The sequence below is a fragment of the Methylobacterium mesophilicum SR1.6/6 genome, assembly GCF_000364445.2.
Classification (GTDB): Bacteria; Pseudomonadota; Alphaproteobacteria; order Rhizobiales; family Beijerinckiaceae; genus Methylobacterium; species Methylobacterium mesophilicum_A.
The window spans coordinates 1,655,364-1,679,041 of sequence record NZ_CP043538.1 but is presented as its reverse complement, the minus strand read 5'-3'; the positions used below and the strand labels follow the sequence as shown (position 1 = coordinate 1,679,041).

At 66.9% G+C, this 23,678-nt stretch carries 24 protein-coding genes and 2 pseudogenes; 14 read left to right on the top strand and 12 right to left on the bottom strand.

What is annotated here, in order from left to right:
• Position 1: 1 nt before the first annotated feature.
• Both MMSR116_RS07850 and MMSR116_RS07845 read right to left on the bottom strand, forming a co-directional pair.
• Positions 2-1,579: an ABC transporter substrate-binding protein gene (locus tag MMSR116_RS07850; RefSeq protein WP_158168560.1), complete on the bottom strand. Its 1,578-nt coding sequence runs from the start codon at positions 1,577-1,579 to the stop codon at positions 2-4.
• A 415-nt stretch (positions 1,580-1,994) separates the two neighbouring features.
• Positions 1,995-2,477, bottom strand: coding sequence for an ArsR/SmtB family transcription factor (locus MMSR116_RS07845; protein WP_244625620.1), 483 nt, complete (start codon positions 2,475-2,477; stop codon positions 1,995-1,997).
• A gap of 116 nt (positions 2,478-2,593) precedes the next feature.
• Between MMSR116_RS07845 and MMSR116_RS07840 the strand changes: the two genes are divergently transcribed.
• The 6 genes and pseudogenes from MMSR116_RS07840 (at position 2,594) to MMSR116_RS07820 (ending at position 6,484) form a co-directional block, all read left to right on the top strand.
• Positions 2,594-3,351, top strand: a protein-coding gene (locus tag MMSR116_RS07840) for an IS5 family transposase (RefSeq protein WP_158168558.1) whose coding sequence is annotated in 2 segments (ribosomal slippage) — positions 2,594-2,909 and positions 2,909-3,351 — 759 coding nt in all. Because the reading frame shifts where the segments join, the coding sequence is not laid out codon by codon here.
• A 318-nt stretch (positions 3,352-3,669) separates the two neighbouring features.
• Positions 3,670-3,837, top strand: a pseudogene (locus MMSR116_RS32485) (PAS domain-containing protein); the annotation flags it as partial.
• An 81-nt stretch (positions 3,838-3,918) separates the two neighbouring features.
• Entirely contained in the window at positions 3,919-4,149 is a 231-nt protein-coding gene (locus tag MMSR116_RS31795) for a hypothetical protein (protein WP_244625619.1), read from the top strand.
• Between the two features lie 310 nt (positions 4,150-4,459).
• The gene (locus MMSR116_RS07830; protein WP_244625618.1) at positions 4,460-4,744 is read left to right on the top strand and encodes a hypothetical protein; all 285 of its coding nucleotides are present in this window, start codon (positions 4,460-4,462) and stop codon (positions 4,742-4,744) included.
• 526 nt (positions 4,745-5,270) lie between these two features.
• Positions 5,271-5,507 (top strand): hypothetical protein, encoded by a 237-nt coding sequence (locus MMSR116_RS07825; protein WP_158168554.1) that lies wholly within the window; start codon positions 5,271-5,273, stop codon positions 5,505-5,507.
• Positions 5,508-5,569: 62 nt separating this feature from the next.
• On the top strand, positions 5,570-6,484 hold the full coding sequence (locus MMSR116_RS07820; RefSeq protein ID WP_158168552.1) for a manganese catalase family protein: 915 nt from the start codon (positions 5,570-5,572) through the stop codon (positions 6,482-6,484).
• 60 nt (positions 6,485-6,544) lie between these two features.
• Here MMSR116_RS07820 and MMSR116_RS07815 read toward each other — a convergent pair whose 3' ends face one another.
• Both MMSR116_RS07815 and MMSR116_RS07810 read right to left on the bottom strand, forming a co-directional pair.
• Positions 6,545-6,760 (bottom strand): hypothetical protein, encoded by a 216-nt coding sequence (locus MMSR116_RS07815; RefSeq protein WP_158168549.1) that lies wholly within the window; start codon positions 6,758-6,760, stop codon positions 6,545-6,547.
• A 90-nt stretch (positions 6,761-6,850) separates the two neighbouring features.
• A complete protein-coding gene (locus MMSR116_RS07810; RefSeq protein ID WP_158168548.1) occupies positions 6,851-7,027 on the bottom strand; it encodes a hypothetical protein in 177 nt (58 codons plus the stop codon).
• 119 nt (positions 7,028-7,146) lie between these two features.
• On the opposite strand from MMSR116_RS07810, the gene MMSR116_RS07805 reads away from it, so the two are divergent.
• The 3 genes and pseudogenes from MMSR116_RS07805 (at position 7,147) to MMSR116_RS07795 (ending at position 9,589) form a co-directional block, all read left to right on the top strand.
• Positions 7,147-8,430: a cation:proton antiporter gene (locus MMSR116_RS07805; RefSeq protein ID WP_158168546.1), complete on the top strand. Its 1,284-nt coding sequence runs from the start codon at positions 7,147-7,149 to the stop codon at positions 8,428-8,430.
• Positions 8,431-8,489: 59 nt separating this feature from the next.
• Positions 8,490-8,738: pseudogene (locus MMSR116_RS31790) on the top strand (hypothetical protein); the annotation flags it as partial.
• A 215-nt stretch (positions 8,739-8,953) separates the two neighbouring features.
• A complete protein-coding gene (locus MMSR116_RS07795) occupies positions 8,954-9,589 on the top strand; it encodes a glycosyltransferase (protein ID WP_010683613.1) in 636 nt (211 codons plus the stop codon).
• Between the two features lie 211 nt (positions 9,590-9,800).
• On the opposite strand, the gene MMSR116_RS07790 is transcribed toward MMSR116_RS07795, so the two are convergent.
• Together MMSR116_RS07790 and MMSR116_RS07785 are read right to left on the bottom strand one after the other, a co-directional pair.
• Positions 9,801-10,967: an ATP-grasp domain-containing protein gene (locus MMSR116_RS07790; protein WP_010683612.1), complete on the bottom strand. Its 1,167-nt coding sequence runs from the start codon at positions 10,965-10,967 to the stop codon at positions 9,801-9,803.
• A gap of 197 nt (positions 10,968-11,164) precedes the next feature.
• On the bottom strand, positions 11,165-13,486 hold the full coding sequence (locus MMSR116_RS07785; RefSeq protein WP_010683611.1) for a Tex family protein: 2,322 nt from the start codon (positions 13,484-13,486) through the stop codon (positions 11,165-11,167).
• A 501-nt stretch (positions 13,487-13,987) separates the two neighbouring features.
• Here MMSR116_RS07785 and MMSR116_RS31785 point away from each other — a divergent pair.
• Positions 13,988-14,188, top strand: coding sequence for a hypothetical protein (locus MMSR116_RS31785; RefSeq protein ID WP_039893052.1), 201 nt, complete (start codon positions 13,988-13,990; stop codon positions 14,186-14,188).
• A gap of 36 nt (positions 14,189-14,224) precedes the next feature.
• Here MMSR116_RS31785 and MMSR116_RS31320 read toward each other — a convergent pair whose 3' ends face one another.
• From MMSR116_RS31320 to MMSR116_RS07775, 3 genes are all read right to left on the bottom strand, one after another.
• Positions 14,225-14,383, bottom strand: coding sequence for a hypothetical protein (locus tag MMSR116_RS31320; protein WP_010683610.1), 159 nt, complete (start codon positions 14,381-14,383; stop codon positions 14,225-14,227).
• 274 nt (positions 14,384-14,657) lie between these two features.
• Entirely contained in the window at positions 14,658-16,826 is a 2,169-nt protein-coding gene (gene mdoH, locus MMSR116_RS07780; RefSeq protein WP_010683609.1) for a glucans biosynthesis glucosyltransferase MdoH, read from the bottom strand.
• A gap of 38 nt (positions 16,827-16,864) precedes the next feature.
• The gene (locus MMSR116_RS07775) at positions 16,865-18,433 is read right to left on the bottom strand and encodes a glucan biosynthesis protein D (RefSeq protein ID WP_010683608.1); all 1,569 of its coding nucleotides are present in this window, start codon (positions 18,431-18,433) and stop codon (positions 16,865-16,867) included.
• 154 nt (positions 18,434-18,587) lie between these two features.
• Here MMSR116_RS07775 and MMSR116_RS07770 point away from each other — a divergent pair, with 154 nt between their 5' ends.
• The 3 genes from MMSR116_RS07770 (at position 18,588) to MMSR116_RS07760 (ending at position 20,117) form a co-directional block, all read left to right on the top strand.
• Complete coding sequence (locus MMSR116_RS07770) at positions 18,588-19,181, top strand: ribosome hibernation promotion factor (protein ID WP_010683607.1); 594 nt, start codon at positions 18,588-18,590, stop codon at positions 19,179-19,181.
• A 142-nt stretch (positions 19,182-19,323) separates the two neighbouring features.
• The gene (ptsN, locus tag MMSR116_RS07765) at positions 19,324-19,791 is read left to right on the top strand and encodes a PTS IIA-like nitrogen regulatory protein PtsN (protein WP_010683606.1); all 468 of its coding nucleotides are present in this window, start codon (positions 19,324-19,326) and stop codon (positions 19,789-19,791) included.
• The gene (locus tag MMSR116_RS07760) at positions 19,791-20,117 is read left to right on the top strand and encodes a hypothetical protein (RefSeq protein ID WP_010683605.1); all 327 of its coding nucleotides are present in this window, start codon (positions 19,791-19,793) and stop codon (positions 20,115-20,117) included. Before ptsN ends, MMSR116_RS07760 begins: the two co-directional genes overlap by 1 nt.
• A gap of 7 nt (positions 20,118-20,124) precedes the next feature.
• On the opposite strand, the gene MMSR116_RS07755 is transcribed toward MMSR116_RS07760, so the two are convergent.
• From MMSR116_RS07755 to ftsE, 3 genes are all read right to left on the bottom strand, one after another.
• Positions 20,125-20,907, bottom strand: coding sequence for a YdcF family protein (locus MMSR116_RS07755; protein WP_010683604.1), 783 nt, complete (start codon positions 20,905-20,907; stop codon positions 20,125-20,127).
• A 152-nt stretch (positions 20,908-21,059) separates the two neighbouring features.
• Positions 21,060-22,028: a cell division protein FtsX gene (locus tag MMSR116_RS07750; protein ID WP_010683603.1), complete on the bottom strand. Its 969-nt coding sequence runs from the start codon at positions 22,026-22,028 to the stop codon at positions 21,060-21,062.
• Entirely contained in the window at positions 22,025-22,717 is a 693-nt protein-coding gene (gene ftsE, locus MMSR116_RS07745; protein ID WP_010683602.1) for a cell division ATP-binding protein FtsE, read from the bottom strand. The genes MMSR116_RS07750 and ftsE overlap by 4 nt, the downstream gene beginning before the upstream one ends.
• A gap of 181 nt (positions 22,718-22,898) precedes the next feature.
• Here ftsE and MMSR116_RS07740 point away from each other — a divergent pair, with 181 nt between their 5' ends.
• Complete coding sequence (locus tag MMSR116_RS07740) at positions 22,899-23,672, top strand: zinc-ribbon domain-containing protein (protein WP_039892917.1); 774 nt, start codon at positions 22,899-22,901, stop codon at positions 23,670-23,672.
• The last annotated feature ends 6 nt before the right edge of the window (positions 23,673-23,678 follow it).

Sequence of the window (23,678 nt, the reverse complement as noted above, 5' to 3'; positions counted from 1 at the left end):
GTCAAGACCGCCGGATATTTGTGAATAGCGGCAGGCCCACATGCATACCGGCGAGATCTGCACGGTAGGCCGTCGGCTGGAGGTACGAACCCAAGGGTAGGAACGGCACGTCCTCAAAGGCCTGGACTTGAATTTGCCTCGCAATCTCGAGCCGCTCGGCTTGGTCCGCGGCGTCTATCCAGGATTGGCGTTGGTTCTCGAGCCGTTCGTCCGTGGGCCAGCCGTTCCAGGCTTTCAGCCCGGTGCCACGTAGCAGCAGGTGACCCGCTGGGTTCATCACGTCGTAGCCGCCCCAGAACGAGCCGAACACGCTCCAGCCGCCTTTGTCGATTGGCTGCTGGCTTGTGGAACGCTGCACCACACTACCCCAGTCGGTGGAGACTTCGTCGACGTTCAGGCCGAGCTGACGCATCATCTCGACGCCTACGCTGCAGATCGCGTTGATGCGCGGAACGTCCGTCGCTGTCAGGAATACGACCCGCTCGCCCTTATAGCCGGCCGCGGCGATGTCGCGCTTGAGCTTGGCGACGTCGTGCTTCCCGCTCAGCGCCTCCATTCCGGAATCATTTGCCATGGGCAGGCCGGCGGGGCCAAACACGCCGACGCGGGTGTCTACAGCGGCGTTCTCGCCTGCGACCGCCTGCATGAATTCGGTCTGGTTGACGGCCTGCAGCACGGCGCGCCGGATCGCCGGGTTGTCGAAGGGAGGGTGGAGGAAATTGAAGCGCAGGACGCCGATAAGGCCCTTGTCTTCCACGACCTGGAGCTTGATCGCCCTGTTCGTGCGCAAGCTCGGCACGAGATCCATGAGCGGCTGCTCGACCCAGTCGACCTCGCCGGCCTGGAGGGCGGCGACCTGCGTGCCTGGGTCCGGGTTCGTCAGCCACTCGACGCGGTCGAAATGGGCGATGCGCGGACCGGCGCAGAAGCTCGGCGCTCCGTCAGTCCGCGGCACGTAGCCTTCGAAGCGGCGGTACACGTTGCGCGCGCCTGGCACGCGCTCGTTCGCGACGAAGCGGAATGGACCTGAGCCGACCATCTCGGTCAGGCGGGTGGTGGGCGGTGTCGCAGCCAGCCGCTCCGGCATGATGGCGGCCATGAGGTTCGTCGGCTTGGCCAAGGCGTTTGGTAGGAGTGGGAACGCGCGCTTCAGGCGCAATTCGACCGTCGTGTCGGACGGCGTTGAGAGTTCGTCGGTGGCAGCCATCAGCGCCTGGCCGAAGGAGTCGGTGCTCGCCCATCGTCGGAGACTGGCGACGACATCCCGTCCGAGAACGGGGGTCCCGTCGTGGAATTTCAGCCCGTCGCGCAGAGTGAGCCGAACGCGCCGGCCCCCATCCTCGACGCTCTCGCCGCCAACCATTTGCGGCCGAGGCGAACCGGCGGCGTCGAGGGCGTAGAGGGTGTCGAAGACCATCATCACGTGGTTGCGGGTGACGAAGGCGCTGACCAACGGATCGAGCAGGGCAAGGTCGGCGTAGGGAATGAACTTGAGTGTTGTCGCGGCCTGTGCACGCACGAGGCTTGGCGCGGCGATGAGGGAAGCAGCGGCTCCAGCAAGCACATCGCGTCGTCTCATCAAGCGCCTCCAATCCGACGGGTGGCGTTCGTCGTGCAGATGGCATGCCACGGAGACTGAGTAGCTGGACGGAGCGATCGACCAGGCCGATCTTGGAGCGATTGGCGTCCGTTTCTGCGCTACATCCCTTCGAAAGCTGCCGTTCCGCTTTCGGCCAGTTTCAGTCACGTTGACTGGTGCCTCCAAATTACCTGGCTGGGTAGTTTGCGGCCGGTCCGCTTCTGAGCAGAATTTGCGAGAAGCGGTTAAGATCGTCCTGCACGTTTGCGCTGACTTTCAAGCGCGCGGCAGCATCTGCGACTTTTCAGGCGTGAGTGACAGCCCCTCGTCATTCTGCCAAGCCAAACGTGTTCGCAAAGCCGCGTCGGCCAACCTCGGTCACCCGGACGGCGCGCCCGTCGCGCTGACGCTCAATCTAGCCCAACTCTTCGCAACGAGCGCAAAGGGCGGCTCCGAGCCGGCCCGCGAGGTGCGGCCGCCGCTCGCTCCAGTCCAGACAAGGGCGGCAGAGCAAGCGGCGGGTTCGCCCAGTCGGTTCGACCGCGACGCCGAACTCAGCCAGCCATGCGCGGCCCGACGCGGTCACTTCGCCCGCTTCTTCTCCGAGCAAGATCAGTCCCCGGGAGACCATCGCGTCGGCGATCCCGACGCCGAGCCGCCCGGCTAAGTGATCGTAGCAGGTGCGGGCCTCGCGCAAGACCGGATCGACCCGCGGGGTCGCGCGCCGCGGTGGTTCCTTCGGCTCGCCCCGGTTCGCGATCACCATCATCGCCTCCAGCATGCGGGCGATCTCGACTGAGGCGAGGCGGAAGTACCGGTGCCGGCCCTGACGCGACACCGAGAGCAGGCCGCCAGTCACCAGCTTCGTCAGGTGCTCGCTCGCGGTGGCCGGAGCCACGCCTGCCGTTCAGGCGAGTTCAGTTGCTGTCAGCGCCCGTCCGTCGATTAGGGCCTGTCGTCGCTTGAACGGACTGGCGGGGCTTGCGTTTTCCTCTCTCCAAGGCGGGAGGGATGATGTTGAGCGACGCGCAATGGTCTGAGCTGGAGCCGCTGGTCGAGGCGTGCCGTCCGAAGGCCAAGACGCCACCGCCGGACCTGCAACGCACGCTCTCGGCCATTCTCTGGCGGCACCGGAACGGGGCGAAATGGCGGTCTATTCCGGAGGATCTGGGCCCTTGGTGGCGGGCCGCACAGATCTTCATCCGCTGGTCCCGTGCTGGCGTCTGGGAACGGCTCCTCGGCCTTGTGCAGGAGCGCGGAGTTCAGCTCGGGATGGTGTTCCTCGATGGCACGAACATACGCGCGCACCAGAAGGCGGCCGGTGCCGCCAAAAGGGGGGATCTGGGGCCGAGCGAGGCACTCGTGAAGCTGTTGGCCGCTCGCGTGGCGGCTATGGCACCAAGGCTTGCGTGATTGCTGACGGGCGGGGCCGCGCCATCGCCTTCCGGCTGGCACCGGGGCAGGCGCACGAGCTGCCTCATGCGGTTCCATTGCTCGACCGACTGCCAGGCGTGCCCAAGTGGGTCGTCGCAGACCGCGGCTACACCAGTCATGCCTTCCGAGAGCACATCTGGGACATGGGTGCGCGCCCCGCGATCCCGCCGCAGCGCCACGAGACCCCCGTCACCTGCCCGGACTGGATCTACAACAATCGCAATCAGGTCGAGCGCCTTTGGGCGAGGCTCAAGGAATGGCGTGCCATCGCAACCCGCTACGAGAAAACCGCCGCCAGCTTCGTAGGCGTCCTGTCTCTCGCCGCAGCCCTCGACTAGCTCAAGCGATGACACGCCCTAGAACGTCGGCGAGTTGGCGCAGACTCGCCCAAGCCACTTCATCACTCTTCGTCATGACGCCGTTGGAATGTCCGATGGGAGGCCATGGTTCCGCGAGGATGGGTGACTAGCACCAGCCACTTTGGTTGAAATATACTGGTATCGCTCCAATTGGCCTCGCTGGTCTGAAGCTGGCTGCTGGGCCTTAGCCCAATGTGAGGCCGAGGCTGAGGAGCGTCCAGGATGATCTTCGTCGCCAAGGCGGACGGCGGCGTGACCTACGTCAGCCCGGAATGGACTGCCTAGACCGGACAGCCAGCCAGCGACGCCATTGATAACGGCTGGTTCAGGTGCATTCATCCTGAGGATTATGAGCCGGCGGTCACGTTCCTTCGCAACGCCCGCGACCAGCAGAGCGAGTACAGCCTGCGCGTCCGTCTGCGCCGTGCCGACGCCATCTATGTCTGGGTGATCATCGGCGCGGTCCCATCCTACGGTCCACCGGGTCGCACCTTTCTCGGCTATCTTGGCTCACTCACGGAGATCGCCGTTAGCAGTTCGGAGCCAATGGCCGCCTACGGTACCCTCGACCGCTTCGTTCCACCGCCTATGCATCCGGCGACGCCACCTAGCTCAGCGCTGGAGCGTGTCGTCGACTATCTGCTGATGGCGCACGGGCTCGTCGAGGAGGACGGCGCCAAGGAGATGCTGCCGGTGCTGCGGGAAGCGCTGATGATGGCGGGTAGGCTGCTGGCGCGGATCATGGTCTCGCCTGACGCAGACGGCCGCTTCCACTGATGCGCCTGTGGCGCGGCGGAAACACACGTCGGCGACCGCCTGTGGATGGCATCGGAAGCCTCCGATCCGTCAAGGTTTCAAGGTGAGCGTGAGGCTCCTTCCCCGACCCGGCTCCCTCCGCCATGCTCGCCATCCCCGATGCTTTCGTCCTGTATCATCGTGAACGCCTAGCGGTGCTCCTCTCCTCGGCTCTGTTCCTGGCGGGCGCCCTGCCACTGTTCTGGGCAATCGGCTGAGGCTGCTGACGCCTGCCAGGGACTGAAGGGAAGTGTGCTATACTGCTCTGACCGACGAACCGATGGAGGTTCCGATGGACATGAAGCAGTCGCTTGAGATCGCAGTCTTTGTCATCGCGGCAATCGCGATAGTGGCCAGCTTCTTCAACATGCTGACGCGGGAGCGTCGCGTGAAAGTCGGCTACATCTATAACGGTAGCAGCGGCCGCGGGAGCGGAAGTCACAGCAGCTCCAACTCGTGGACGGACATGAGTCCGTCCCCCAGCGACAGCCACGGCGGCCATCACTGTTCGGGCGGCGGTTCCTCCGGTGATGGAGGGAGTTGCGGCGGTGGAGATGGTGGCGGAGGTGCGAGCTGAGACGTTGTCTGCCTCAGCTATTCGATGATCAGCGCGACTGCGCCGGCGAGGCCGCACAGAGGCCAATGGCGATAGACTCCAGGTGGCGCTCTGCCGGCGCTGTGCACACGGCCGTTCATTTCGACATCATGGACCTCCGCCTCGATCGCCGCGTTGGGCGATATACGCGCGGAGTTTCCTATGACCCTGCCCGACCCAACCCGTTTAGCTCTTACAGAAGCCGCCCTCGCATCCGCGGATCGGCTCTGGCGTGAGGAAATGCGCCGGATCTACGGGCCGGACGGAGTACTGACCTACGGGTACGCTCCGGAAGGGCAGGGCGGCCTCGGCACGCCGTTGCGGCGAAGCTACGAGGCCCGGCGTATAGCAGTCGCACTATGGCGAAATGAACGCCATCAACACTGGCACAAGGCGACGACATCATGCTGACAGGTAGCCTGCTGTGGCTGATCGGGGTGCCGATCCCCATCGTTATCCTGCTGTGGTTTTTCTTCCTCCGCGGACGATAGGTGCAGGAGACGTCCCCGTGCCGGTCTACCGGCTCAAGTGTGTCCTGCGTTTCAAGACCGGCCACGCGGGTGCGGCGTTCGACGACGTGACCTTCGGTGCTGATGGACCAGACGACGCGATCAAACTCGCAAAGATGTACCGATGCGCCACGCCGGGGATGACCCTGAGTGTCGCCGTGCTGATCGACGAGTCGGGCTTACCGATTTGGTCACGTCGAGCGCCTGACGAGAACCTGCGGCGAAGCCTGGGCTGAGGAACGATCGGCCACCCAAACAGATGATCCGATGCGCCCCTCGCGCAAATGGAGCTACCTCTATGTTCATGAAGATCGACAAGCTCCTGACGGAGCTGCCCGAGCCGAAGCGGCCTGAGCCGAATGCGGCCGCTGCCCTGCAGGAGCTGCTCGGCGGCAAGTACGGCGAGATGTCGACGCTCGGGAACTACATGTTCCAGAGCTTCAATTTCCGCAACAAGTCCAAGCTGCGCCCGTTCTACAGTCTGGTATCGAGCATCTTCGCAGAGGAGATCGGGCACGTCGAGCTGGTCTCGACCGGCATTGCGATGCTCAACAACGGCCCAGGCAACCCGCAAAAGGATGTCGACATCTCCAAGGCGCCGTTCGCCGAGATGCAGGACGTGCGGCTCGCCGGCGCCTTCTTGGCCAACGGCGGAGGTGCGACGCCCGTGAACTCGAACGCCCAGTCGTGGAACGTCGACATGGTTACCACGACCGGCAACCTAATCATCGACCTGTTGCACAACTTCCACCTGGAGTGTGGTGCGCGCATCCATAAGCTGCGGGTCTATGAGACCATGACAGAGCCAACGGGCCGGGAAGTCTGCGGCTACCTGCTGGTTCGCGGCTCCCTCCACGCTCACGCCTATGCGTTGGCCTTGAAGAAGCTCACCGGCGTCGAGATCGAGAAGATGTTGCCGACGCCCAACATCGACCTGTCTCGCATCCCCGAGTGTCAGAAGTACCTCGACGAAGGTAAGCACCGGCGCCTCTACACGTTCAGCGAGGACGACTACAAGGAAGCGGCCGGCGTGTGGTCGAACGATGAGGTGGCGTTGCCGGGCGATCCGCCAGGCAACTTGGAGGTCGTGGACGGCGCGCCTGAGGGCGGGAAGATCCCCGAACTCGACGGGAATTACGGCGCATTCGCGCCAGACTACGCGCCCGAAGAGATCTTTGAGATCGCGAGCAAGTTGTACAAGAAGGGCCGCTAGGCCAGATCAACAAGCGTGGGAAGAGCCCCGCGGTATTAGACCCGCGGGGCAGGTGAGGGTTTACATCCGCGAACGACGCATGTGGTGACGGCGGTGATGCTTCAGGCGCATCATGCCTCGCTTGCCACCCATCCGCTTCTGCGACGGGCTCTTCACGCTGCCTGGATTGTTGATGTTGCCCTGGGCACTGCCCCCGCCGGCAGAGGTCTGAGCGAGAGCCGCCCCTGTGACTGCGAGCGATAGCGCCGCGGCGAGGGCAAAGGTCTTCATCATCATGGACGTTTTCCTCCAGACGGATCGGTTCGATCAGTCGTGATCCAAACGTCACCGCGCCCGGCATTGTTCAGGCGCCTGCTATGATGACATTTACGGATCCTTTTGCCGACGCAATCGCAAAGCCAGGACCAGCGCGCCTGGCCAGAACACGAGGCTAAGCAGGGCAATCGGGAGAATGGGGCGGCCCTTCCACCGAACGATGATGACCGGCAGGAACAGGCCCGGGATCGCCACCGCGAGGAAGGCCCAGAACTCAATGTCGGACATGGCTGCCTCGGGCCGGTGTCGCAAAACCGCGAACGGTAGGCCACGCCCTGAGACAACCTGACGGCGCCTTCTTGGTGCCGGGATCGGAACAGTCACTGCTAGGGTTTGTTCGCCCTGAAATGGAAACCTACGTCGTCGTGCTCGCCGGGTTCGGCGCTCTGGTTCTGCTGACCGCGTGGCTGCCCATGGTCCTGCGGGCGCTGCCACTATCCCTCCCGATCTGCTGCGTCGGTATCGGTGCGGCCTTGTCCCTGATCCCCACCGTAGCGGGTCTGTCGTTGCGGCCGTCTGAGCACTTTGGACTTATCGAGCATGCCACCGAAGGCGTGGTCATTATCTCGCTGATGGGCGCGGGCTTGAAGATCGACCGCCTGATCGGATGGCGTCGCTGGGCTGTGACCTGGCGACTGCTCGGTATCGCCATGCCGTTGACGATCCTGGCCCTCACCGTGTTCGCCTGGGTGCTGCTCGGGGTCGGCACGGCGACCGCCTTGCTGCTAGGCGCCTCTCTCGCCCCAACGGATCCAGTTCTCGCCTCCGACGTACAGGTTGGGCATCCGACCGAGGGCGGCGAGGACGAGATGCGCTTTGCCCTGACCTCGGAGGCCGGCCTCAACGACGGCCTCGCCTTTCCCTTCGTCAACCTCGCCATGGCATTGGCCGGGTCCGGCACCCTCGCCGGCCTGTCGTGGGGCCATTGGCTGAGCGTCGACGTGGTGTGGAAGATCGTCGTCGGTGCCGTGCTCGGTGGCCTTATCGGCCGGGGCCTGGGTTGGCTCACCTTCCACCTCCCCAACGCGTCGAAGCTGTCTCGCACCGGCGACGGGTTCGTAGCCCTGGGAGCAACCTGCCTCACCTACGGGATTGTGCAAGTCGCCGACGGCTACGGCTTCGTCGGGGTGTTCGCGACCGCTCTCGCGCTGCGTGCCTCGCACCACAGTCACGAATACCACCGGAAGATGCACACCTACGCGGAAGAACTCGAACGCTTATTGATGATGGTCCTGCTGGTCGGGTTCGGTGTCGCTCTCGTGGCCGGCGGCCTGCTCAGTGGCCTAACACTTCCAGCGGTCGGCTTCGTCGTTCTGGCGCTCGTTGTCGTGCGTCCGGCAAGCGGTTGGATCGGGCTGCTCGGCTCCGGATTGCCAAGCGACGAGCGGGCGGTGATCGCCTTTTTCGGCATCCGCGGCCTCGGCACGATGTACTACCTCGCCTTCGCCCTGAACCATGCGCGGTTCGAAGCGCCGGATCTCCTCTGGGCTACAGCTGGCCTGACCGTGTTAGTGTCAATCATCCTGCACGGCGTGACCGTCACACCCGTGCTGCGCTTTCTCGATCACCGCAGCGGGCGTGACACGCAGATTGGCCAGCTGGAAATTCCGCTGCGACAGGAACCATCCTGACTCAAGATTGCGCACCTACCGCTACGCTTTCTTCATGCCCGGTGGCACAGGGCGCCACCATGCCGATCCGGCCCGAGCACCGCTTCTTCTACCCCATTGACTGGGCGCAGCTCTCGGCCGTGATCCGGTTCGGCCGGGCTCGGAGCCGGTGCGAAGGCTGCGGGCGGCCGCACGGGCGGATGGTCTACCACCTCGGCGACGGCCGCTGGTGGGATGCGGAAGCCGGCCGGTGGCGTGACGGCTGGGGCAGGCGGATCCGGATAGCTGCAGAAGCCGACATCCTTGGCCGTGCTCGCCGGACCCAGGTCAAAAAACGATCCTGTCCCGGGAACCCGGATCGATCGTTAATCGGTCATTTCTTCAATAATGCTTGTTTGCGTGAATTCGAAGGCCGTTTAATTCCTATTAACCATCTTCAGACATAAGCGGAGCGGTTGTCGAACTACGACGCGTGCGCCCGCGCCGGCCTATCCGGTGCAGCGGGCGGACGGGCTCGGCACCGCAGCAGGTTTGGAGTCCGGACGTGATCGCTCAGCCAACCCTCGAAGCCAGCCGTCCAAACGCGAGCGCGCCGGTGGCGATTCCGCACGTCGCCGTGGCGATCCCATGCGGCACGATGGTTCATGCGGACTTTGCTGTCAGCCTCGGGTCGATGATGCACACCCTCGGCGAGATGCCGATGTCAATCGTGGTCGGCAAATCCTCCATCGTCGCGGATGCGCGCAACTTAGGCCTGGAGTTCGCACAGAAGCAGAATGCCGATTACATCCTGTTCATCGACAGCGACATGACGTTTCCACGCGACGCCTTGTTGAAGCTGCTGGTGCGCAACGTCGATATCATCGGTGCGACCTATTCCCGCCGCACGGCACCCTTTAATTTCCTGGGTGACATCCTGCCGGAACAGCCGGCCGATGCGCCGAAGGGCCTGCTGGAAATGGCGCGGATTCCCACCGGGTTTCTCCTGGTGAAATCGACGGTGTTCGAGCGTCTGAAACGCCCGTACTTCCGTTTCAGGGTCGATGAGGAAGCAGGGGTCAATATCGGCGAGGATTACGATTTCAGTGATCGGGTCCGTTCGCTGGGATTCAGGATCTGGTGCGATCCGTATCTGAGCAAGGAACTCGGCCACATCGGCGAGCAAGCCTTCAAGCTCTGACCGCACCGGGGCCGGCTGGTCCAGCGAGGCCCCCGGCGACGCCATCGATATCTTCGACGAGACAGAGCTCCGCGCGGACTTTCCAGTTCGCGCGGAGCTCTGTCTCGTCGCAACGCATCTTGAGGGACGGCTGGCCCGTCTTGCCGTGGCCCTGCTCCCGAACCGATGATCGACCGTCATGAGCGCTCGGACCGGATAGGGAGTGGTGCACTCACACGAAGCGGCAACGCTCGCTCAGCGCCTGTTGAAAAGCTTTGAACACCTTGCGCATTTGTGGCGGCTTGTACGGAAACATGTCGGCGGAATCCATGTCGTGGACAACCATGCCGGTATCCGCTTCGAAGATCAGCAGCCGGCCATCGTGGCTCTCCGCGCAATCCATGACGACGTAATCCAGTCCCAGGCGCCGGTGCATCTCGGCGAACGCCTCCTGATGGCGAAGGGCGAAGTCCTGATCGAACGTCCTCATCGCTGCCGCCTCCGCGGCCCGCTTGTCCGGATCCTCAAGCATGCCGGCGTTCAGATAGTGGATCATCCAATGATCCCGGATTGCCATGTGGCAGAGAAATGGTGCCCCATCGATGAGAGCGATCCGATACTTGCGGAATAAGCCGTCCGCATCCCTGTAGTCGCAAAACTCTGTCAGGTAGATCTCGTCCGCGCCCGTACCGTGGATCGCCTCTCTCAGCGTGGCGCTATCCTCGATCTTCCGCAGATCGTTCCCCGCATGCGTGTCGACCGGTCGGACCAGGACCGGGAATTCGAAGCCCTCCGGCAGGGCACCCCCCTCTGCCAGGAGGTCCACCCTGCCGGCGCGCACGACGCGCGGGACGAGGATCCCTGGCGCGTCCGCCAGCGCCTCGGCGATGCCGTGGCGCGAGGTCCTCAGGACATGGCGCGGATGATTGATGACCGGCCGGAGCCAATGCGCGGCGGCCTCGCTCAGGGCTTCGAGTATCGGCTCGTGCGCCCGGGAATAGGCAACGCCGACGATGACAGCGTCATGGTCCGGAAGCTGCCGCGGCGCCTCCCGCCCGGGAAGGACGAAGAGGTATTCCACGGAGAAGGCCGGGTCGTCCAGGAGGAAGTCGATCGGCGTATTCGCCATGAGATCGCCGGGCGCGGCGATGACGAGGACCCTCGTCCGGGCCCCCGGCACATTCGACCGCAGCATGAAATGCTGATGGCTCTGAAGAACGTCGTTCTGAAGCTTGAGCGCCTCCTCGAAGCGGTGCAGCAGGAGGAAGATCGTCGCCAGATCGAGCGCCGCGCCCGCTTCGACCATACCGTTGTTCGCCCGGGACGCGATGTGCTGCGCGAGCGCAACCATATCCGCGCCCTCGAACGCTGCTCGGAGCAGGCGGGCCTGGCCGATCATCGGGCTGGGCGGGGCTTCGAGGACTGCGCGTGCTTGCATCGATCGATACCGAAGACGGGACACGCGTCCGATTCAGACGGGCAACCCTATCCTCGGGATCGTGCCCGTTTCGTCGTTGACGATTTGCTAATCACGGCACGGCGCCCACCGACCGAGGGATCCGATGTCCCGGCAGCCCTGCATGTTGGGAAATCGGATCATCGGCGGCGTGACGGCGCGGCAGCAGCCCGCTTGAGCGCCTCGGCGAGGGGGCCAGTCGCCGCCGCGCCCGATGACTCGGTCGAGCGGCTTCGTTGCGGTTCGCGAACCGTTCCGCCGGCTTGCCGGGTGGGTCCAGCCGTATCGACCGGGTCGTCGAGCCGCATCGAGAGGGCGATCCGCTTGCGCGGCACATCGACGTTGAGGACGAGGACCCGGATAACCTCGCCGATCCGCACCACTTCGGCGGGCGATGCCACGCGCCGGCGCGCCATCGCCGAGACGTGGACGAGGCCGTCCTGATGGACGCCGATATCGACGAAGGCGCCGAAGGCGGCCACGTTCGTCACGACACCCTCAAGCTGCATGCCCGGCCGGAGATCGCCGATCGACTCGACACCGTCCTGGAAGCGCGCGGTCCGGAAGGCCGGCCGCGGGTCGCGTCCTGGCTTTTCCAGCTCAGAGAAGATGTCGCGCACGGTCGGTAGGCCGAAACGCGCGTCGACGAAGGCGGCGGGCGAAAGCTGGCCGAGGGCCGGTGCGTTGCCGAGCAGGACACGGATATCGCTTTTCGTCGCCTTCAGGATCCGGTTCACCACCGGGTAGGCTTCCGGATGGACGCCGGACGCGTCCAGCGGATCGTCGCCTCCTTGGATCCGCAGGAAGCCTGCGGCCAGCTCGAAGGTCTTCGGGCCGAGACCCGGCACAGCCTTGAGCGCCGCGCGCGTCCGGAACGGGCCGTGCGAGTCCCGATGCGTGACGATCCGGCCCGCGAGCGCGGATCCGAGTCCCGACACCTGCGCGAGGAGGGCAGGGGAGGCCGTGTTCACGTCGACACCCACGGCGTTGACCGCATCCTCCACGACTCCGGCGAGTGAACGCGACAGCTTCGCCTCGCTGACATCGTGCTGGTACTGGCCGACGCCGATCGATTTCGGATCGATCTTCACGAGTTCCGCGAGGGGATCCTGAAGACGCCGGGCGATCGAAGCCGCGCCGCGATGCGAGACATCGAGATCGGGCAATTCGCCGGCAGCGATCTCGGAGGCGGAATAGACCGAGGCGCCCGCCTCGGACACCACCACCTTCGCGAGATTGAGGCTCGGGTTCTCGGCGACGATCTCGGCGGCGAGCCGCTCCGTCTCGCGCGAGGCTGTGCCGTTGCCGATGGCGAGGAGTTCGACGCCGTGGAGCTGGCACAGCCGACCGAGGATCGAGACCGCCTCCCGCCAGCGGCGCTGAGGCTCGTGCGGATAGGTGGTCTCGACCGCGACGATCCGGCCGGTGCGATCCGCCACCGCCACCTTCACGCCGTTCCGGTAGCCCGGGTCGAGCCCCATCGTGGCCCGGCCACCGGCCGGCGCGGCCAGGAGCAGATCCTTCAGGTTGCCGGCGAACACGGTCACGGCCTCGTCCTCGGCGCGCTCGAACAGGCGGGTGCGCGAATCCTGCGCGATGCCGGGTCTGATCTTCGTGCGCCACGCCGCGCGGACGGTATCGAGCAGCCAAGCGTCGCCGGGGCGCGCCCGCGCGGCGATCCCGAACCGATGCGCGATCGCCGTCTCGAACGGGCTCGGGGTGCCGGACTGGGCCTGAGCGTGTTCGGCCTCCAGACGCACGTCGAGCACGCCCTCGCGCTCGCCGCGGAAGATCGCCAGCACGCGGTGCGAGGGCATACGCTCCAGGCGTTCGGACCAGTCGAAGTAATCGGTGAACTTGGCGCCCTCCTGCGCCTTGCCCTTGCGGACCTGTGACACGAGCTGTCCACCGCGCCAGAAGTCCGCACGCAGGCGGCCGACGAGGTCGGCATCCTCCGCGAACATCTCGATCAGGATCGCCCGGGCTCCCTCCAGGGCCGCCTCGGAATCGGTGATTCCGCGTTCGGGTGACAGGTACGGCGCCGCCGTCGCTTCGGGCCTGCGTTCCGGTTGCTTCAGCAGTGCCTCGGCCAGCGGCGCGAGACCCGCCTCGCGGGCTGTCTGCGCCTTCGACCGCCGCTTCGGTCGGAAGGGCAGATAGAGATCCTCCAGCCGCGCCTTCGTGTCGGCGGCGTCGAGGGCTGCCGTCAGCGCCGGCGTCATGTGGCCCTGGGACTCGATGCTCGCCACGATGGCGCGTCGGCGGTCATTGAGATCGCGCAAATAAGTCAGGCGTACTTCAAGCCTGCGCAGTTGCATGTCGTCGAGCGCTCCGGTCGTTTCCTTGCGGTAGCGGGCGATGAACGGGACGGTGGCTCCGCCGTCCAGAAGCGCGACCGCCGCAGCGACCTGCGCCTCCGCGACGCCGAGTTCCTCCGCAATGAGCGCATTGACGGGTTTCATGTACTCTCCGGCGGGCCGCGAGGCTTCTGGCTCGCGATACTGCTCGCGCCGCGGAGCCTCAGACGCGAAGCCGCCGGAAACAAGGCGTGGGCGCCTGCGCCGAACGAGGATCAGTCGCGTGGGCCTTCGCGCTCTCCGAACCGGCGCGCAGGCGCTGTTCAGGAGGCGCTCACGCGCCGTTGCCACCGCGTGCCTGCCGGTGGGTGTTCGCCCCGTCTGCGCGATCGCCACGCAAGCACCAGGGTTCCTGTGGAGAGGCGTTCCGTAAATAGCGATCGCCAATATCGTCGCCGCGGTGCCAGCTTCCAGTCACCGTGTTTCGTGATCGGCCCTGGCATCGATAGACTAGTCACACTCCGCGTACTCGCGGAACTCGTCTTGATCGACGTGCAAACAGTGTCAGGTCCTGCTGACGCTTGACGGCGATGCGGTCACGTCATCGGGTCGTCACAAGTCGATGCAAGTGTTGAGCTTCGCATGTCCGAGGAAGGCAGGCGTCCCGTGCAGTTCGAGATTCGCGAGAGCAGCCGGTCGCTGTGGTCCTGGGTTCTCCTGAACGAGACCGATGAGACCGTTCTGATATCGCGCCGGAGCTTCCCATCACGGGCTCAGGCGACCGCGGCAGCCTTGGCCTTCTCGCAGCTTGTCGCGCGCGCAGGGCGAACCCTCGGAGGCAGCCCGCGCCAAGTCGGACTGCTCTGACACCCTAGCCGCAGCGAGGCGAGGCGCCGGGATGGCTCATGCCCGGTGGCGGATCAGGCTCACCACGCTCGAACAGGCGATGACACAGCCGACGCCCATCGCGCCGAGACAGCTGATCGTGCGCACCGGCTCACCGCGGGCGAGGACGATGGCGACTGCCAGAGGCAGGAGCAGGAACGCGAGCATCAGGGTCATAGGCAGATCCGGTTGCGATCATGCGAGTCTAGGACCCGAATGGTTAACCGCCTCTCACAGGCCGGTCATCCGCGAGGTCTGGGGCTGGTCGGGCTGGGGTCGTGCTTGTCACTTGGGACAACCGCGCGGTGCAGGGTTTTCGCCGACGGATCGTTGAAGCCGACTCGCGATCTGCGACCCGATGCGCGTCCGCCCGCGCTCACGATGAGCCGCCGTGCAAACCGACCGTCTCATCGCGCGGGGCGAGGAAGGGGCGATTGTCCGCGACAGCCCGTCAGAGGCGGATCAGCCTGTCCACCAGTGCTCGATCATGCAGCAGCGCCATGCGCTCCTTCGCCGAGAGCCAGGCCTGAGCGTCCGCAACCGTCTCGGCTTCACAGATCTTGGCGGTGGCGAGGGTCTGGTCCGGGTCGATCGCGCCGCGCGGCCTGGATCGTCCGGGCGGCAGCATCCGGGCATGCGCCTGCGCGAGGGCGGGATCGGCGTGGAGCGACGCCAGGGCATCGGCCGTATCAAACCCCATCGCGGCGTTGCGGGCCGTCAGGGCGCCGGCGTGCCGGGCGATCTCGGGCGGCGCCGCCTCTTCGGGCGTCCCGAGGAGGCCCCGACGCTTGAGCGCGAGGCCGAGGTCGAGTTGGCCACTCGCCCAGGAGATCGGGATCGCCAGAACGAGACCCAGGATCGTGGGGCTCATCCAGAGGAACAGGGAGGTCGCGATGGCGAAGGCCGCGATCCCGGCGACGAGGCCGAGCGCCGTGTGCCAGCTGTGCCGGGCGATGATGTCCCGCAGCGGAATCGAGCCGTCGTCGCGCCGCTGCGGGTTCCAGCCCGTGTCGCGGCCGAGCAGGATGCTCGCCACCGAGCCGGACTGGACCACCATCGCGACGGGCGCCACGAGGGCGGACAGGAGAATCTCCACGAGGCTGGACAGGACGAGCCGCCCGGCGCCACCGCAGGCGCGCCGGACCGGACCGTTCAGGAGGGCGAGGATCAGACCCAGGATCTTCGGGGCCAGCAGCACAGCCATGGTGAGGCCGAAGAGCTGGAGGGCGCGGACCGGGTCGAAGCGCGGGAACACCGGTGAGAACCCGGCGCCGCCGAAATAGTCCGGCCGCTCCGTGGCGGTCTGGAGCACCAGCAGGATACCGACCACCAGTTGGAGGAGCCACAAGGGCGAGGCGAGGTATCCGGCGATGCCGGTGGCGAAGTGCTGACGCGTCGCCGGATGGAGGCCGGCCGCGCCGATCACCCGCGCGTGCTGGAGATTGCCCTGTGCCCAGCGCCGGTCGCGGACGGCGACGTCGATCAGCGACGGGGGGCTCTCTTCATAGGACCCCGGCAGCCGGTGGAGCATGTAGACCGCCCAACCGGCCCGCCGGATGAGCGCCGCCTCGACGAAGTCGTGCGACAGGATATGGCCGCCGAAGGGCGGCTTCCCGGGCAGGTCGGGCAGGCCGCAGGACGACGCGAAGGCCCGCGTCCGGATGATGGCATTGTGGCCCCAGTAGTTGCCGTCCCGGCCCGACCAGGCGGCGAGCCCGGCGGCGATCACCGGCCCGTAGATCCGGGCCGCGAATTGCTGAAGCCGGGCGAACAGGGTGTTCCGGTTGATGATCAGCGGCAGCGTCTGGATGATGCCCGCGTCCGGATCCGCCTCCATGGCGGCGGCGAGTGCCACGATGGCCGAGCCGCTCATGAGGCTGTCGGCGTCGAGCACGAGCATGTGGTCGTACTGACCGCCCCAGCGGCTGACGAAATCTCCGATGTTGCCCGCCTTGCGATGATGGTTCTTCGGCCGATGGCGATAATAGAGCCGGGCCTCGGGGCCCAGCCGCTCACGCAGTTCGAGATAGGCCCTTTCCTCCGCGATCCAGGCGTCGGCCTGGGTCGAATCGGACAGGACGAACCAGTCGAAGTGCTTGCCGAGCCCGGTGGCGGCCACGGCCTCGTGCATCGCCTCGACGCCCGCGAAGGTGCGCGCCGTCGCCTCGTTGTAGACCGGCATCAGGACCGCCGTGCGGCTCGACAGGGCCGTGGGCTCGCGCGTGGATGGCCCGGGCCGCAGCAGCAGACCGAAGCCAAGCAGAGCGCTCGTGAACGCCAGGGCGATCCACGAGAAGGTCAGGCAGAAGAGGACCACCAGAACGAGCTGCAGCGCGGTCGGGCTGCCGGAGACCGAGACGGTCTGCACCATCTGCCAGCCGCCGTAGGCTGTCAGCACCGTGGCGCCGCCGAAGACCGCGAGGCGGGAGAGCCAAGGGGATCCTGCCGGCCGGACGGGCACATGGCCAGATTCGCGGTCCCAGCGGGCAAGATCCTGAGGCGGCATCGCCAGCGGTGCCTCGGGCGGCAGGCCGAAATCCGCCTGGCCGTTCGAGAGGCTTGGCTCGGTCGGACTCCGAGGCGCCGGGTCCGCGAGGGTTCTGGTCTCGTCCAACGGCATGGCGGAGGCTGCCCCTCGGGATTGGAGGTCGACGGGGTTCATGCGGTCCACCGAAACAGCCACGTCTCGCTGATTCGCGCCTGTCCGCGCCTCAGAGCGAGACGCAATTCGGTCGCCCGTTCGCTCCCGGGGTCGAGCTCGAACAGGATCCGCAGGGTCTTTCGCTCCGGGTATCGGAACTGATCCTGACGCGTGATCGTCCCCGCTGAGGCGCTGAGATCGACCGCGATGTCGCCGGACTGGAACAGCATGTCGCCCTCGAAGTCGACGGCGAAGAGGCGACGGTTGCCGCCGCTGCCATGACCGCACCGGCTGTCGCGCACCCGCGCGATCTCGGGTGGCAGGGGATCGGGCCAGCCTTTCGACCAGTGCTGGCGGCAGAGGAACCGCATCTCGTTGCCCTTGGCGAGCTTCGCCTTGGCCCGCCAATAGGCGAAGACGTTCTCGTTCAGCTCGGAATCGCTCGGGATCTCGAGCAGCGTCACCGAACCCTCGTTCCAATCGTCCTGCGGCTCGAGCCAGAGGGACGGACGCTGCTCCCAGTGCCGCTTGTCGTCCTCGAAATCGGCATAGGCACGGGCGCGCTGCATCAGGCCGAAACCCTTCGGGCCCCGGTCCAGGAAGGCCGAGACCTGCAAGGTCTCGGGGTTGTGGACGGGTCGCCAGATCGGCTCGCCGTAGCCGTTGCGGATCGCCAGGCCTTCGACCGAGAAGGCGGCCGCACGCAGATCGTCGACGCGGTTCCGGTCGAGGGCGCCGAACAGATAGCTGCCCTGCATGCCGCCCAGCCCGATATGGTCGAGATCGGCCCGGGCAAACACGGTGCCGTCGATCGCCGCGGTCGAGACCTCGCGGCCGGGCATCAGCGTGAGGCGGAACGCCGCCGTCGCCGATTCCGACTCGGCGAGCGCATGGACCACGATCGGCTGGCCGGGTGCGGGCGCCTCGATGAACAGGGCGCGAAACAGCGGGAACTCCTCGCCCCGCGAGTCGGCCGGTCGCAGGGCCAGGGCTCGGGCGTTGATGCCGAAATCCTGTCCCTGCGCCACGAGGCGGAAGAAGGAACCGCCCTGGAACAGCGCGAAGTTCGATGGCTCTTCGCCGTCGTCGAACTTTGCGCGCAGGCGGAAGCCCGAGAAGGCCGTCTCGGCGGTCAGCTCCGGCAGCTCGACGCCCAGCGTGAGGTAGGCCGTCTTGTCGTAGGCGACCGGCTGCACGTGCCCGTCCTCGACGAGGTAGAGCGACACCGCGGTGTCGAAGATCGCGCCGCGCAGCAGGGGTTCGAGTGTGTAGCCGAGGCTCCGGTCCGCCCAGACGGCGCGCCCCTCGGCCGGTCGGATGGCCTCGTAGACCTCCCGCGACAGGTTCTTGAGAACCGCCGGCACGTCGTTGGTCTTCGGGGCGACGTAGGGCGCCTTCGCACGCGCGCGGGCGAGATCGGTGAGCGTGTCGGGCCCGAAGGCGTCGCCGGGTCCGGGAAACGGCGCCGCCTTTTCCGGATCCGCGGCCCAGGATTGCCGAGGAAGCGACCCCGCGGCGACGCCCAGCGCTCCGGCCAGAAGGGAGCGGCGGGTCGGGGCGGCTTGAGGTCGGGTGGCGATCGTCATGCGGGTGGGCGTCTCACATCTCCGTAGGGCGCCTGTATTTCGGCGGGCGGCTGAACCCCGGGTTAAGCAACGGACCTGTCCGCCCTTGGCTCCGTTGACTTAACGCGAGCCGGCTCTCTAATTCGGCTCACGTCATTCAAGCAGGGGAGGCAGCATGGGTTCGTTGCGGGTCACCGGCCACGGCGTAGATCTCGGCGAGAGTCTGCGCGGCCGCGTCGAGGAGCGGATGGCCGCCATCCAGACCAAATACCTGGACTCGCACATGAACGGATCCTGCTCCGGCCATGTCACGCTTCGTCGGGACGGGACGGCCTTCCGGACGGACTGCGTGTTGCATCTCGTCTCGGGCCTGACCATCGAGGCGAACGGCTTCGCCCACGATGCCCGGTCGAGCTTCGAGCAGACCGCGGAGCGCCTCGAGACGCGGCTGCGCCGCTACAAGCACCGGCTGAAGCAGCATGCGACCGGGCCGGGTGACGATGCGGCGGTCGAGGCCGCCTACGCGGTCCTCGCCGCACCCGACGACGAGGAGGACGAGGCGGGGGAGGGCGATGCGCATCCGCCGATCGTCGCCGAGAGCACCAAGACCCTGCAGCGCCGCACGATCGGCGAGGCGGTGACGGCCCTCGATATGACGGGATCCCCAGTGGTTGTGTTCGTCCACGCTGGAACCGGCCGCGTCAACGTCGTATATCGGCGCAGCGACGGCGCTATTGGCTGGGTGGACCCTCCCAACGCCGGCGAGTGACGCGGCGGGTCGGGAGGAACGGAGCCGGAACCGGCCTGTTTCCCGGTCAATTGAGAGTCAGGGGCATGGCCACGGCGGCCGTCGGCGCCCCTGCGACGAGGCCCGATCCCACTTGGGCGGGCGACGGGGCAACGGTCGTTCGATGCCAGTTCTGGAATTCCTCGACCCCGAATCGGTCGTGCCCTCCCTGCGCGCGCGGGCGAAGAAGCAGGTGCTTCAGGATCTCGCCGCCCAGGCGGCGCGCCGCCTTCCGGCCCTCGGGGAACGGCCCGTCTTCGAGACCCTGCTCCAGAGGGAACGTCTCGGCTCGACCGGAATCGGCGATGGGGTGGCGATCCCCCACGGCAAGCTGCCGGGCCTCGATCGCTTGTTCGGTCTGTTCGCCCGCTTCGACCGACCGGTGGATTTCGAGGCGCTCGACGGTCAGCCGGTCGACATCGCGTTCCTGCTGCTCGCCCCCGAAGGTGCGGGTGCGGACCATCTGAAGGCTCTGGCGCAGGTCGCCCGGATTCTGCGCGAGCCGGGCATGCTCGCCCATATCCGGGCCGCGCGGGACGCCGGCGCGCTCTACGCCCTGCTGACCCGCTCCACGGCGCCGCAGGCCGCCTGATGTCGGTCTACCGAATTGGCGCCGGGATGGCGGTTGTCGCCTGGCTTACCGGGCCTGCCCTGTCGCAGGGCGAGACCACCTGCGCCCGCGATCTCCTCGTGGCGCAATCGATGCAGCGGCAGGCCATCGACCAACTGGAACAGGCGGACAGCGACGACGCGAAGAATTGCCGAGTCTGGCGGCGACACGTGGAGACCATGCGCCGGGTTGCAAGCGTCTACGGACGTTGCCTGTCCGGCTCGGAACGCGGCGAGCGGCTCGCTCAGGTGCAGGGCTCGGATCGAGAATTCTCGGGTGTGATCAAGGCGCGGTGCAAGGGGCTCTGAGACGCTCTTAGTCGACGCCGCGCATCATCAACGGCTCGGCCACCATCTTCACGGGCTTGCGGCGCCCGATCAGAATCGCCGCCCGCGAGCGCTCCGGATCGGCCTCGAAGCGCGTCCGCACCCAGCTCGCCAGAAACTTCACGTATTCCGAGGCGACGAGCTTCGCGGCGATCGGACTTTGCCACCACCGGTCGGCATCGAAGGCCTCCGTCACCACCGGATGGGGCAGGACGCGGTCGCTGTCCTGCAAGGCATGATCCAGCTCCACGAGCGTCCGGGGCATGTGGTAGTTCGACGTGACCACCGCGACGGTGCTGAAGCGGTGCGCCCGCATCCAGCGCCGTGTCTCGATGGCATTGCCGATCGTGTTGCGCGCCCGGTAATCGAGGTCCACGCAGCAAGCGATCAGCGCGCGCTGGGTCGGATTCAGCCGGGCGATCTCATCGCGGCTTGTGCGCTCGTTGACGCCGGTGATCAGCAGGCGCCGCCCGTAGCCGCCGGCCAGCAGGTCGATCGCGTCGCCGATCCGCTGAGCGCCGCCGGTGAGCGCCACGATGCCGTCCGCCCTGTCGAGCGGTGTCCGTTCGTGACGGGCGAGGGCGCCGACGAAGATCAGGAAGCCGGCGATTAACGCCAGGGCCCCGAAACAAGCCCCCGCGCCGCAGGTCCACAAGGCAATCCGGCCCCGCGGCTGCGGCGCGCGGCCCGAGAGGGTACGACCGGGGCGACCCCACTCGTGCCAAGCCCAGCCGACGATGTCGGTCGAGAGCGGATCCGATGCGCGCAGCATACGCGTGGTCATTCTCCGGAGGATCGGCTCCGATTGCGGCGGCCCGGAGGCAGCGCGGTCGGCCCATCCACAGCGTAGCGACTCAGGTTTCCAAATCGTAAACGTCCTGTCGAGCCCCCCTATTTCCTCGCCTCTGATGCGATCGGCCCGGTTCAAGCGAGAAAGCGCCGCACGGTGATCCGCGAGACCACGCCGGTGACCAGCGACGCGATCACGCCGATCAGGATGACGCTCGCGTAGCCGCGCAGCCCGACATGGAAGGCTCCGAACAGGGCCTCCACCTCCTGGCCGGCCGGACCCGAGCGAGCGGCGCGCGCCAGCAGCCCGGCGATCACGAACGCGAGGATCGCCGCTCCCGCTCCGATCGCGCCGCCGCGCAGGCCGAGGCCGAAGAACCGCCTCTGGAAGGCGCGGGCGATATAATCGTCGTCGGCGCCGACGAAATGCAGCACCTCGACGACCTCGCGGTTGCTCGCCATGGCGCCGCGCGTTGCGAAGGTCACGGCGAGGCCCGTCGCGACCAGAACGAGGATCACCAGCCCGATGCCGACGCCCACGAAGGCGTTGGCGGCCGTCGAGAGCCGCTGAAGCCAGAGGACGTGATCGTCGAGGCTGGCGACACCGGGGAGGGCTTCCAGCAGCCGGGACCGGAGACGCTTCAGGTCGGCGCTGCGGTTGACGTCGATCTTGAGCGCGATCAGCCGCGGGACCGGAAGGTCCGAGAGGTCGAGGCCGCTCCCCAGCCAGGGTTCCAGGAGGCGCTCGGCCTCGGCCTTGGAGAAGACCCGCGTCTCGGCGATGCCCGGCTCCGCCTTGGCGATGCCGGTGGCCCGGGCCACGTCCGCGTCGACGTCGCGTCCAGGCCCGGGACGGATCTGGATCGTCACCTCCTGGGCCACATCGCCCTGCCACTGCACCGCATTGGCCGCGACCATCTCGGCTGCTCCGGCGCAGAGGCCCGCCAGAAAGGTCAGGATGGCGATGACGGCCGCCAGCGAGCGCCCGGCCGCGGTGTCGGTCGGGACGAGCGGAGCGTTGCGGCGCAGGTTCGCCGGCGTGGTCGGATCCAGGGCGCCGGTCGGGCTCTGCGACCGTGCCCGCGAGATGGCTTGTATGCTCATTCCTCGATCCGAAGCCGGCCTTCGCCGAGCACCATCCGGCGGGCATCGACGGCGTCCATGATACCGAAATCGTGTGTGGCGATGATCACCGAGGTCCCGAGCTTGTTCAGCTCCAGGAACAGCCGCAGGAGCCGCCGCCCCAATCCCGGGTCGACGTTGCCGGTCGGCTCGTCGGCCAGCAGCAGGTCTGGCCGGGCGATCAGCGCTCGGGCGATCGCCGCGCGCTGCTTCTCCCCGCCCGACAGGAGCGGCGGCAATGCGTGCATGCGCTCCCCGAGCCCGACCCACCGCAGCAGCTCGACGACCTCGGCGCGGTAGCTGGTTTCCGCGCGTCCCTGGACGCGCAACGGGAGCGCGACGTTCTCGTAGGTCGTGAGATGGTCGAGCAGCCGGAAGTCCTGGAACACGACACCCATGCGCCGCCGAAGTCCGGTGAGCGCCTTGGCGGAGATGCCGCTCACCTCCTCGCCGAAGATCGAGACGAGGCCGCGCGTCGGCCGCGCCGAGAGCAGGATCAGGCGCAGCAGCGTCGTCTTGCCGGCGCCCGACGGGCCGGTGAGGAACTGGAAGGAGCGCGGCGCGATGCGGAAGCTGACGTCGGACAGGATCTCCGGCCCGAGGCCGTATCGCATGCCGACGTTCTCGAATTGCACCACCGGCCGCTCCGCGCCGGGCAGCAGGCTCTTCATGTTCGCCTGGAGGTTCAAGGCCGTGCCGTGTCTCGTCTGTCGCTCAACCGGGAATCGCCGGGCGGGCAGGCGTTTTCAAGGCCTGCGGGATTTCACACCCGCTTAACCCTGTTCGGCGACACTTTCTCAAGCGAATTCATTTTCCGGCACTGTTCGGCCGGTCCTTGCGAGTATGGCGCGTATGCTGATCGTCTGTCCGAGCTGCGCGAGCGAGTACCGGATCGCCGCCGACAAGGTCGGCATGGAAGGCCGCTCGGTTCGTTGCGCCGCATGCCGCGAGACGTGGTTCATCACCCCGGCCGACGTGCTCGCTGGCCACGAGGCCGAACTCTCGGCCAGCATGGATGCCGGCTCCGACCCAGTCGCCGACGCCGCATGGCAGGAGGCGGCCGCCTCGGTTCGGCAGGCGTCCGAAGCCATGCCATCCGCCGTTCGCTCGCGGGCTCGGCGGACGCTCCGCGACGGGGTGGGCCGGCGCGCGGTCCCGGGTTTCTCCCCCTCCCTGGCCTTCGGCCTGACGCTCTTGGCCGCGCTGCCCCTTTTATGCCTGGCCCGCGCGAACGTGGTCCGCGCCGTTCCGCAAACCGCGTCGCTCTTCGCGCGTATCGGATTGCCGGTGAACCTGCGCGGCATCGAGATTCGGGACGTGGTGGCTTTCAGCAATCCCGCCGAGGACGACCGACCCGCCGAACTTGTGGTCGAGGGTGATCTCGTCGGCGTCGCACGGTCCGACATGCCGGTGGCGCCGCTCAGCGTCGAGATTCGCGACGCAGGAGGCCGAGCGGTACGGACCTTCTCGGTCCCAGCTCCGCGAACCATCCTCGCCGCTTCGGAGACGGCGCGGTTCCGCGCGAGCCTGACCGCGCCGCCGCCGGAAGGACGTGCGGTGGTTCTTCGGTTCGCCGACGCTCAAATGACCCGCGGCGAGGGTCAGGTCGCCGCCGCCGACCACTGACGTCGT

What these genes read in the sequence shown, in the direction of transcription:
- MMSR116_RS07850 (WP_158168560.1), bottom strand. Translation starts at nt 1,579, where the DNA reads ATGAGACGACGCGATGTGCTTGCTGGAGCCGCTGCTTCCCTCATCGCC.
- MMSR116_RS31795 (WP_244625619.1), top strand. Translation starts at nt 3,919, where the DNA reads ATGGCCGCCTACGGTACCCTCGACCGCTTCGTTCCACCGCCTATGCAT.
- MMSR116_RS07830 (WP_244625618.1), top strand. Translation starts at nt 4,460, where the DNA reads ATGGACATGAAGCAGTCGCTTGAGATCGCAGTCTTTGTCATCGCGGCA.
- MMSR116_RS07820 (WP_158168552.1), top strand. Translation starts at nt 5,570, where the DNA reads ATGTTCATGAAGATCGACAAGCTCCTGACGGAGCTGCCCGAGCCGAAG.
- MMSR116_RS07815 (WP_158168549.1), bottom strand. Translation starts at nt 6,760, where the DNA reads ATGATGATGAAGACCTTTGCCCTCGCCGCGGCGCTATCGCTCGCAGTC.
- MMSR116_RS07810 (WP_158168548.1), bottom strand. Translation starts at nt 7,027, where the DNA reads ATGTCCGACATTGAGTTCTGGGCCTTCCTCGCGGTGGCGATCCCGGGC.
- MMSR116_RS07805 (WP_158168546.1), top strand. Translation starts at nt 7,147, where the DNA reads ATGGAAACCTACGTCGTCGTGCTCGCCGGGTTCGGCGCTCTGGTTCTG.
- MMSR116_RS07790 (WP_010683612.1), bottom strand. Translation starts at nt 10,967, where the DNA reads ATGATCGGCCAGGCCCGCCTGCTCCGAGCAGCGTTCGAGGGCGCGGAT.
- MMSR116_RS07785 (WP_010683611.1), bottom strand. Translation starts at nt 13,486, where the DNA reads ATGAAACCCGTCAATGCGCTCATTGCGGAGGAACTCGGCGTCGCGGAG.
- MMSR116_RS31320 (WP_010683610.1), bottom strand. Translation starts at nt 14,383, where the DNA reads ATGACCCTGATGCTCGCGTTCCTGCTCCTGCCTCTGGCAGTCGCCATC.
- mdoH (WP_010683609.1), bottom strand. Translation starts at nt 16,826, where the DNA reads ATGCCGTTGGACGAGACCAGAACCCTCGCGGACCCGGCGCCTCGGAGT.
- MMSR116_RS07775 (WP_010683608.1), bottom strand. Translation starts at nt 18,433, where the DNA reads ATGACGATCGCCACCCGACCTCAAGCCGCCCCGACCCGCCGCTCCCTT.
- MMSR116_RS07770 (WP_010683607.1), top strand. Translation starts at nt 18,588, where the DNA reads ATGGGTTCGTTGCGGGTCACCGGCCACGGCGTAGATCTCGGCGAGAGT.
- ptsN (WP_010683606.1), top strand. Translation starts at nt 19,324, where the DNA reads ATGCCAGTTCTGGAATTCCTCGACCCCGAATCGGTCGTGCCCTCCCTG.
- MMSR116_RS07760 (WP_010683605.1), top strand. Translation starts at nt 19,791, where the DNA reads ATGTCGGTCTACCGAATTGGCGCCGGGATGGCGGTTGTCGCCTGGCTT.
- MMSR116_RS07755 (WP_010683604.1), bottom strand. Translation starts at nt 20,907, where the DNA reads ATGCTGCGCGCATCGGATCCGCTCTCGACCGACATCGTCGGCTGGGCT.
- MMSR116_RS07750 (WP_010683603.1), bottom strand. Translation starts at nt 22,028, where the DNA reads ATGAGCATACAAGCCATCTCGCGGGCACGGTCGCAGAGCCCGACCGGC.
- ftsE (WP_010683602.1), bottom strand. Translation starts at nt 22,717, where the DNA reads ATGAAGAGCCTGCTGCCCGGCGCGGAGCGGCCGGTGGTGCAATTCGAG.
- MMSR116_RS07740 (WP_039892917.1), top strand. Translation starts at nt 22,899, where the DNA reads ATGCTGATCGTCTGTCCGAGCTGCGCGAGCGAGTACCGGATCGCCGCC.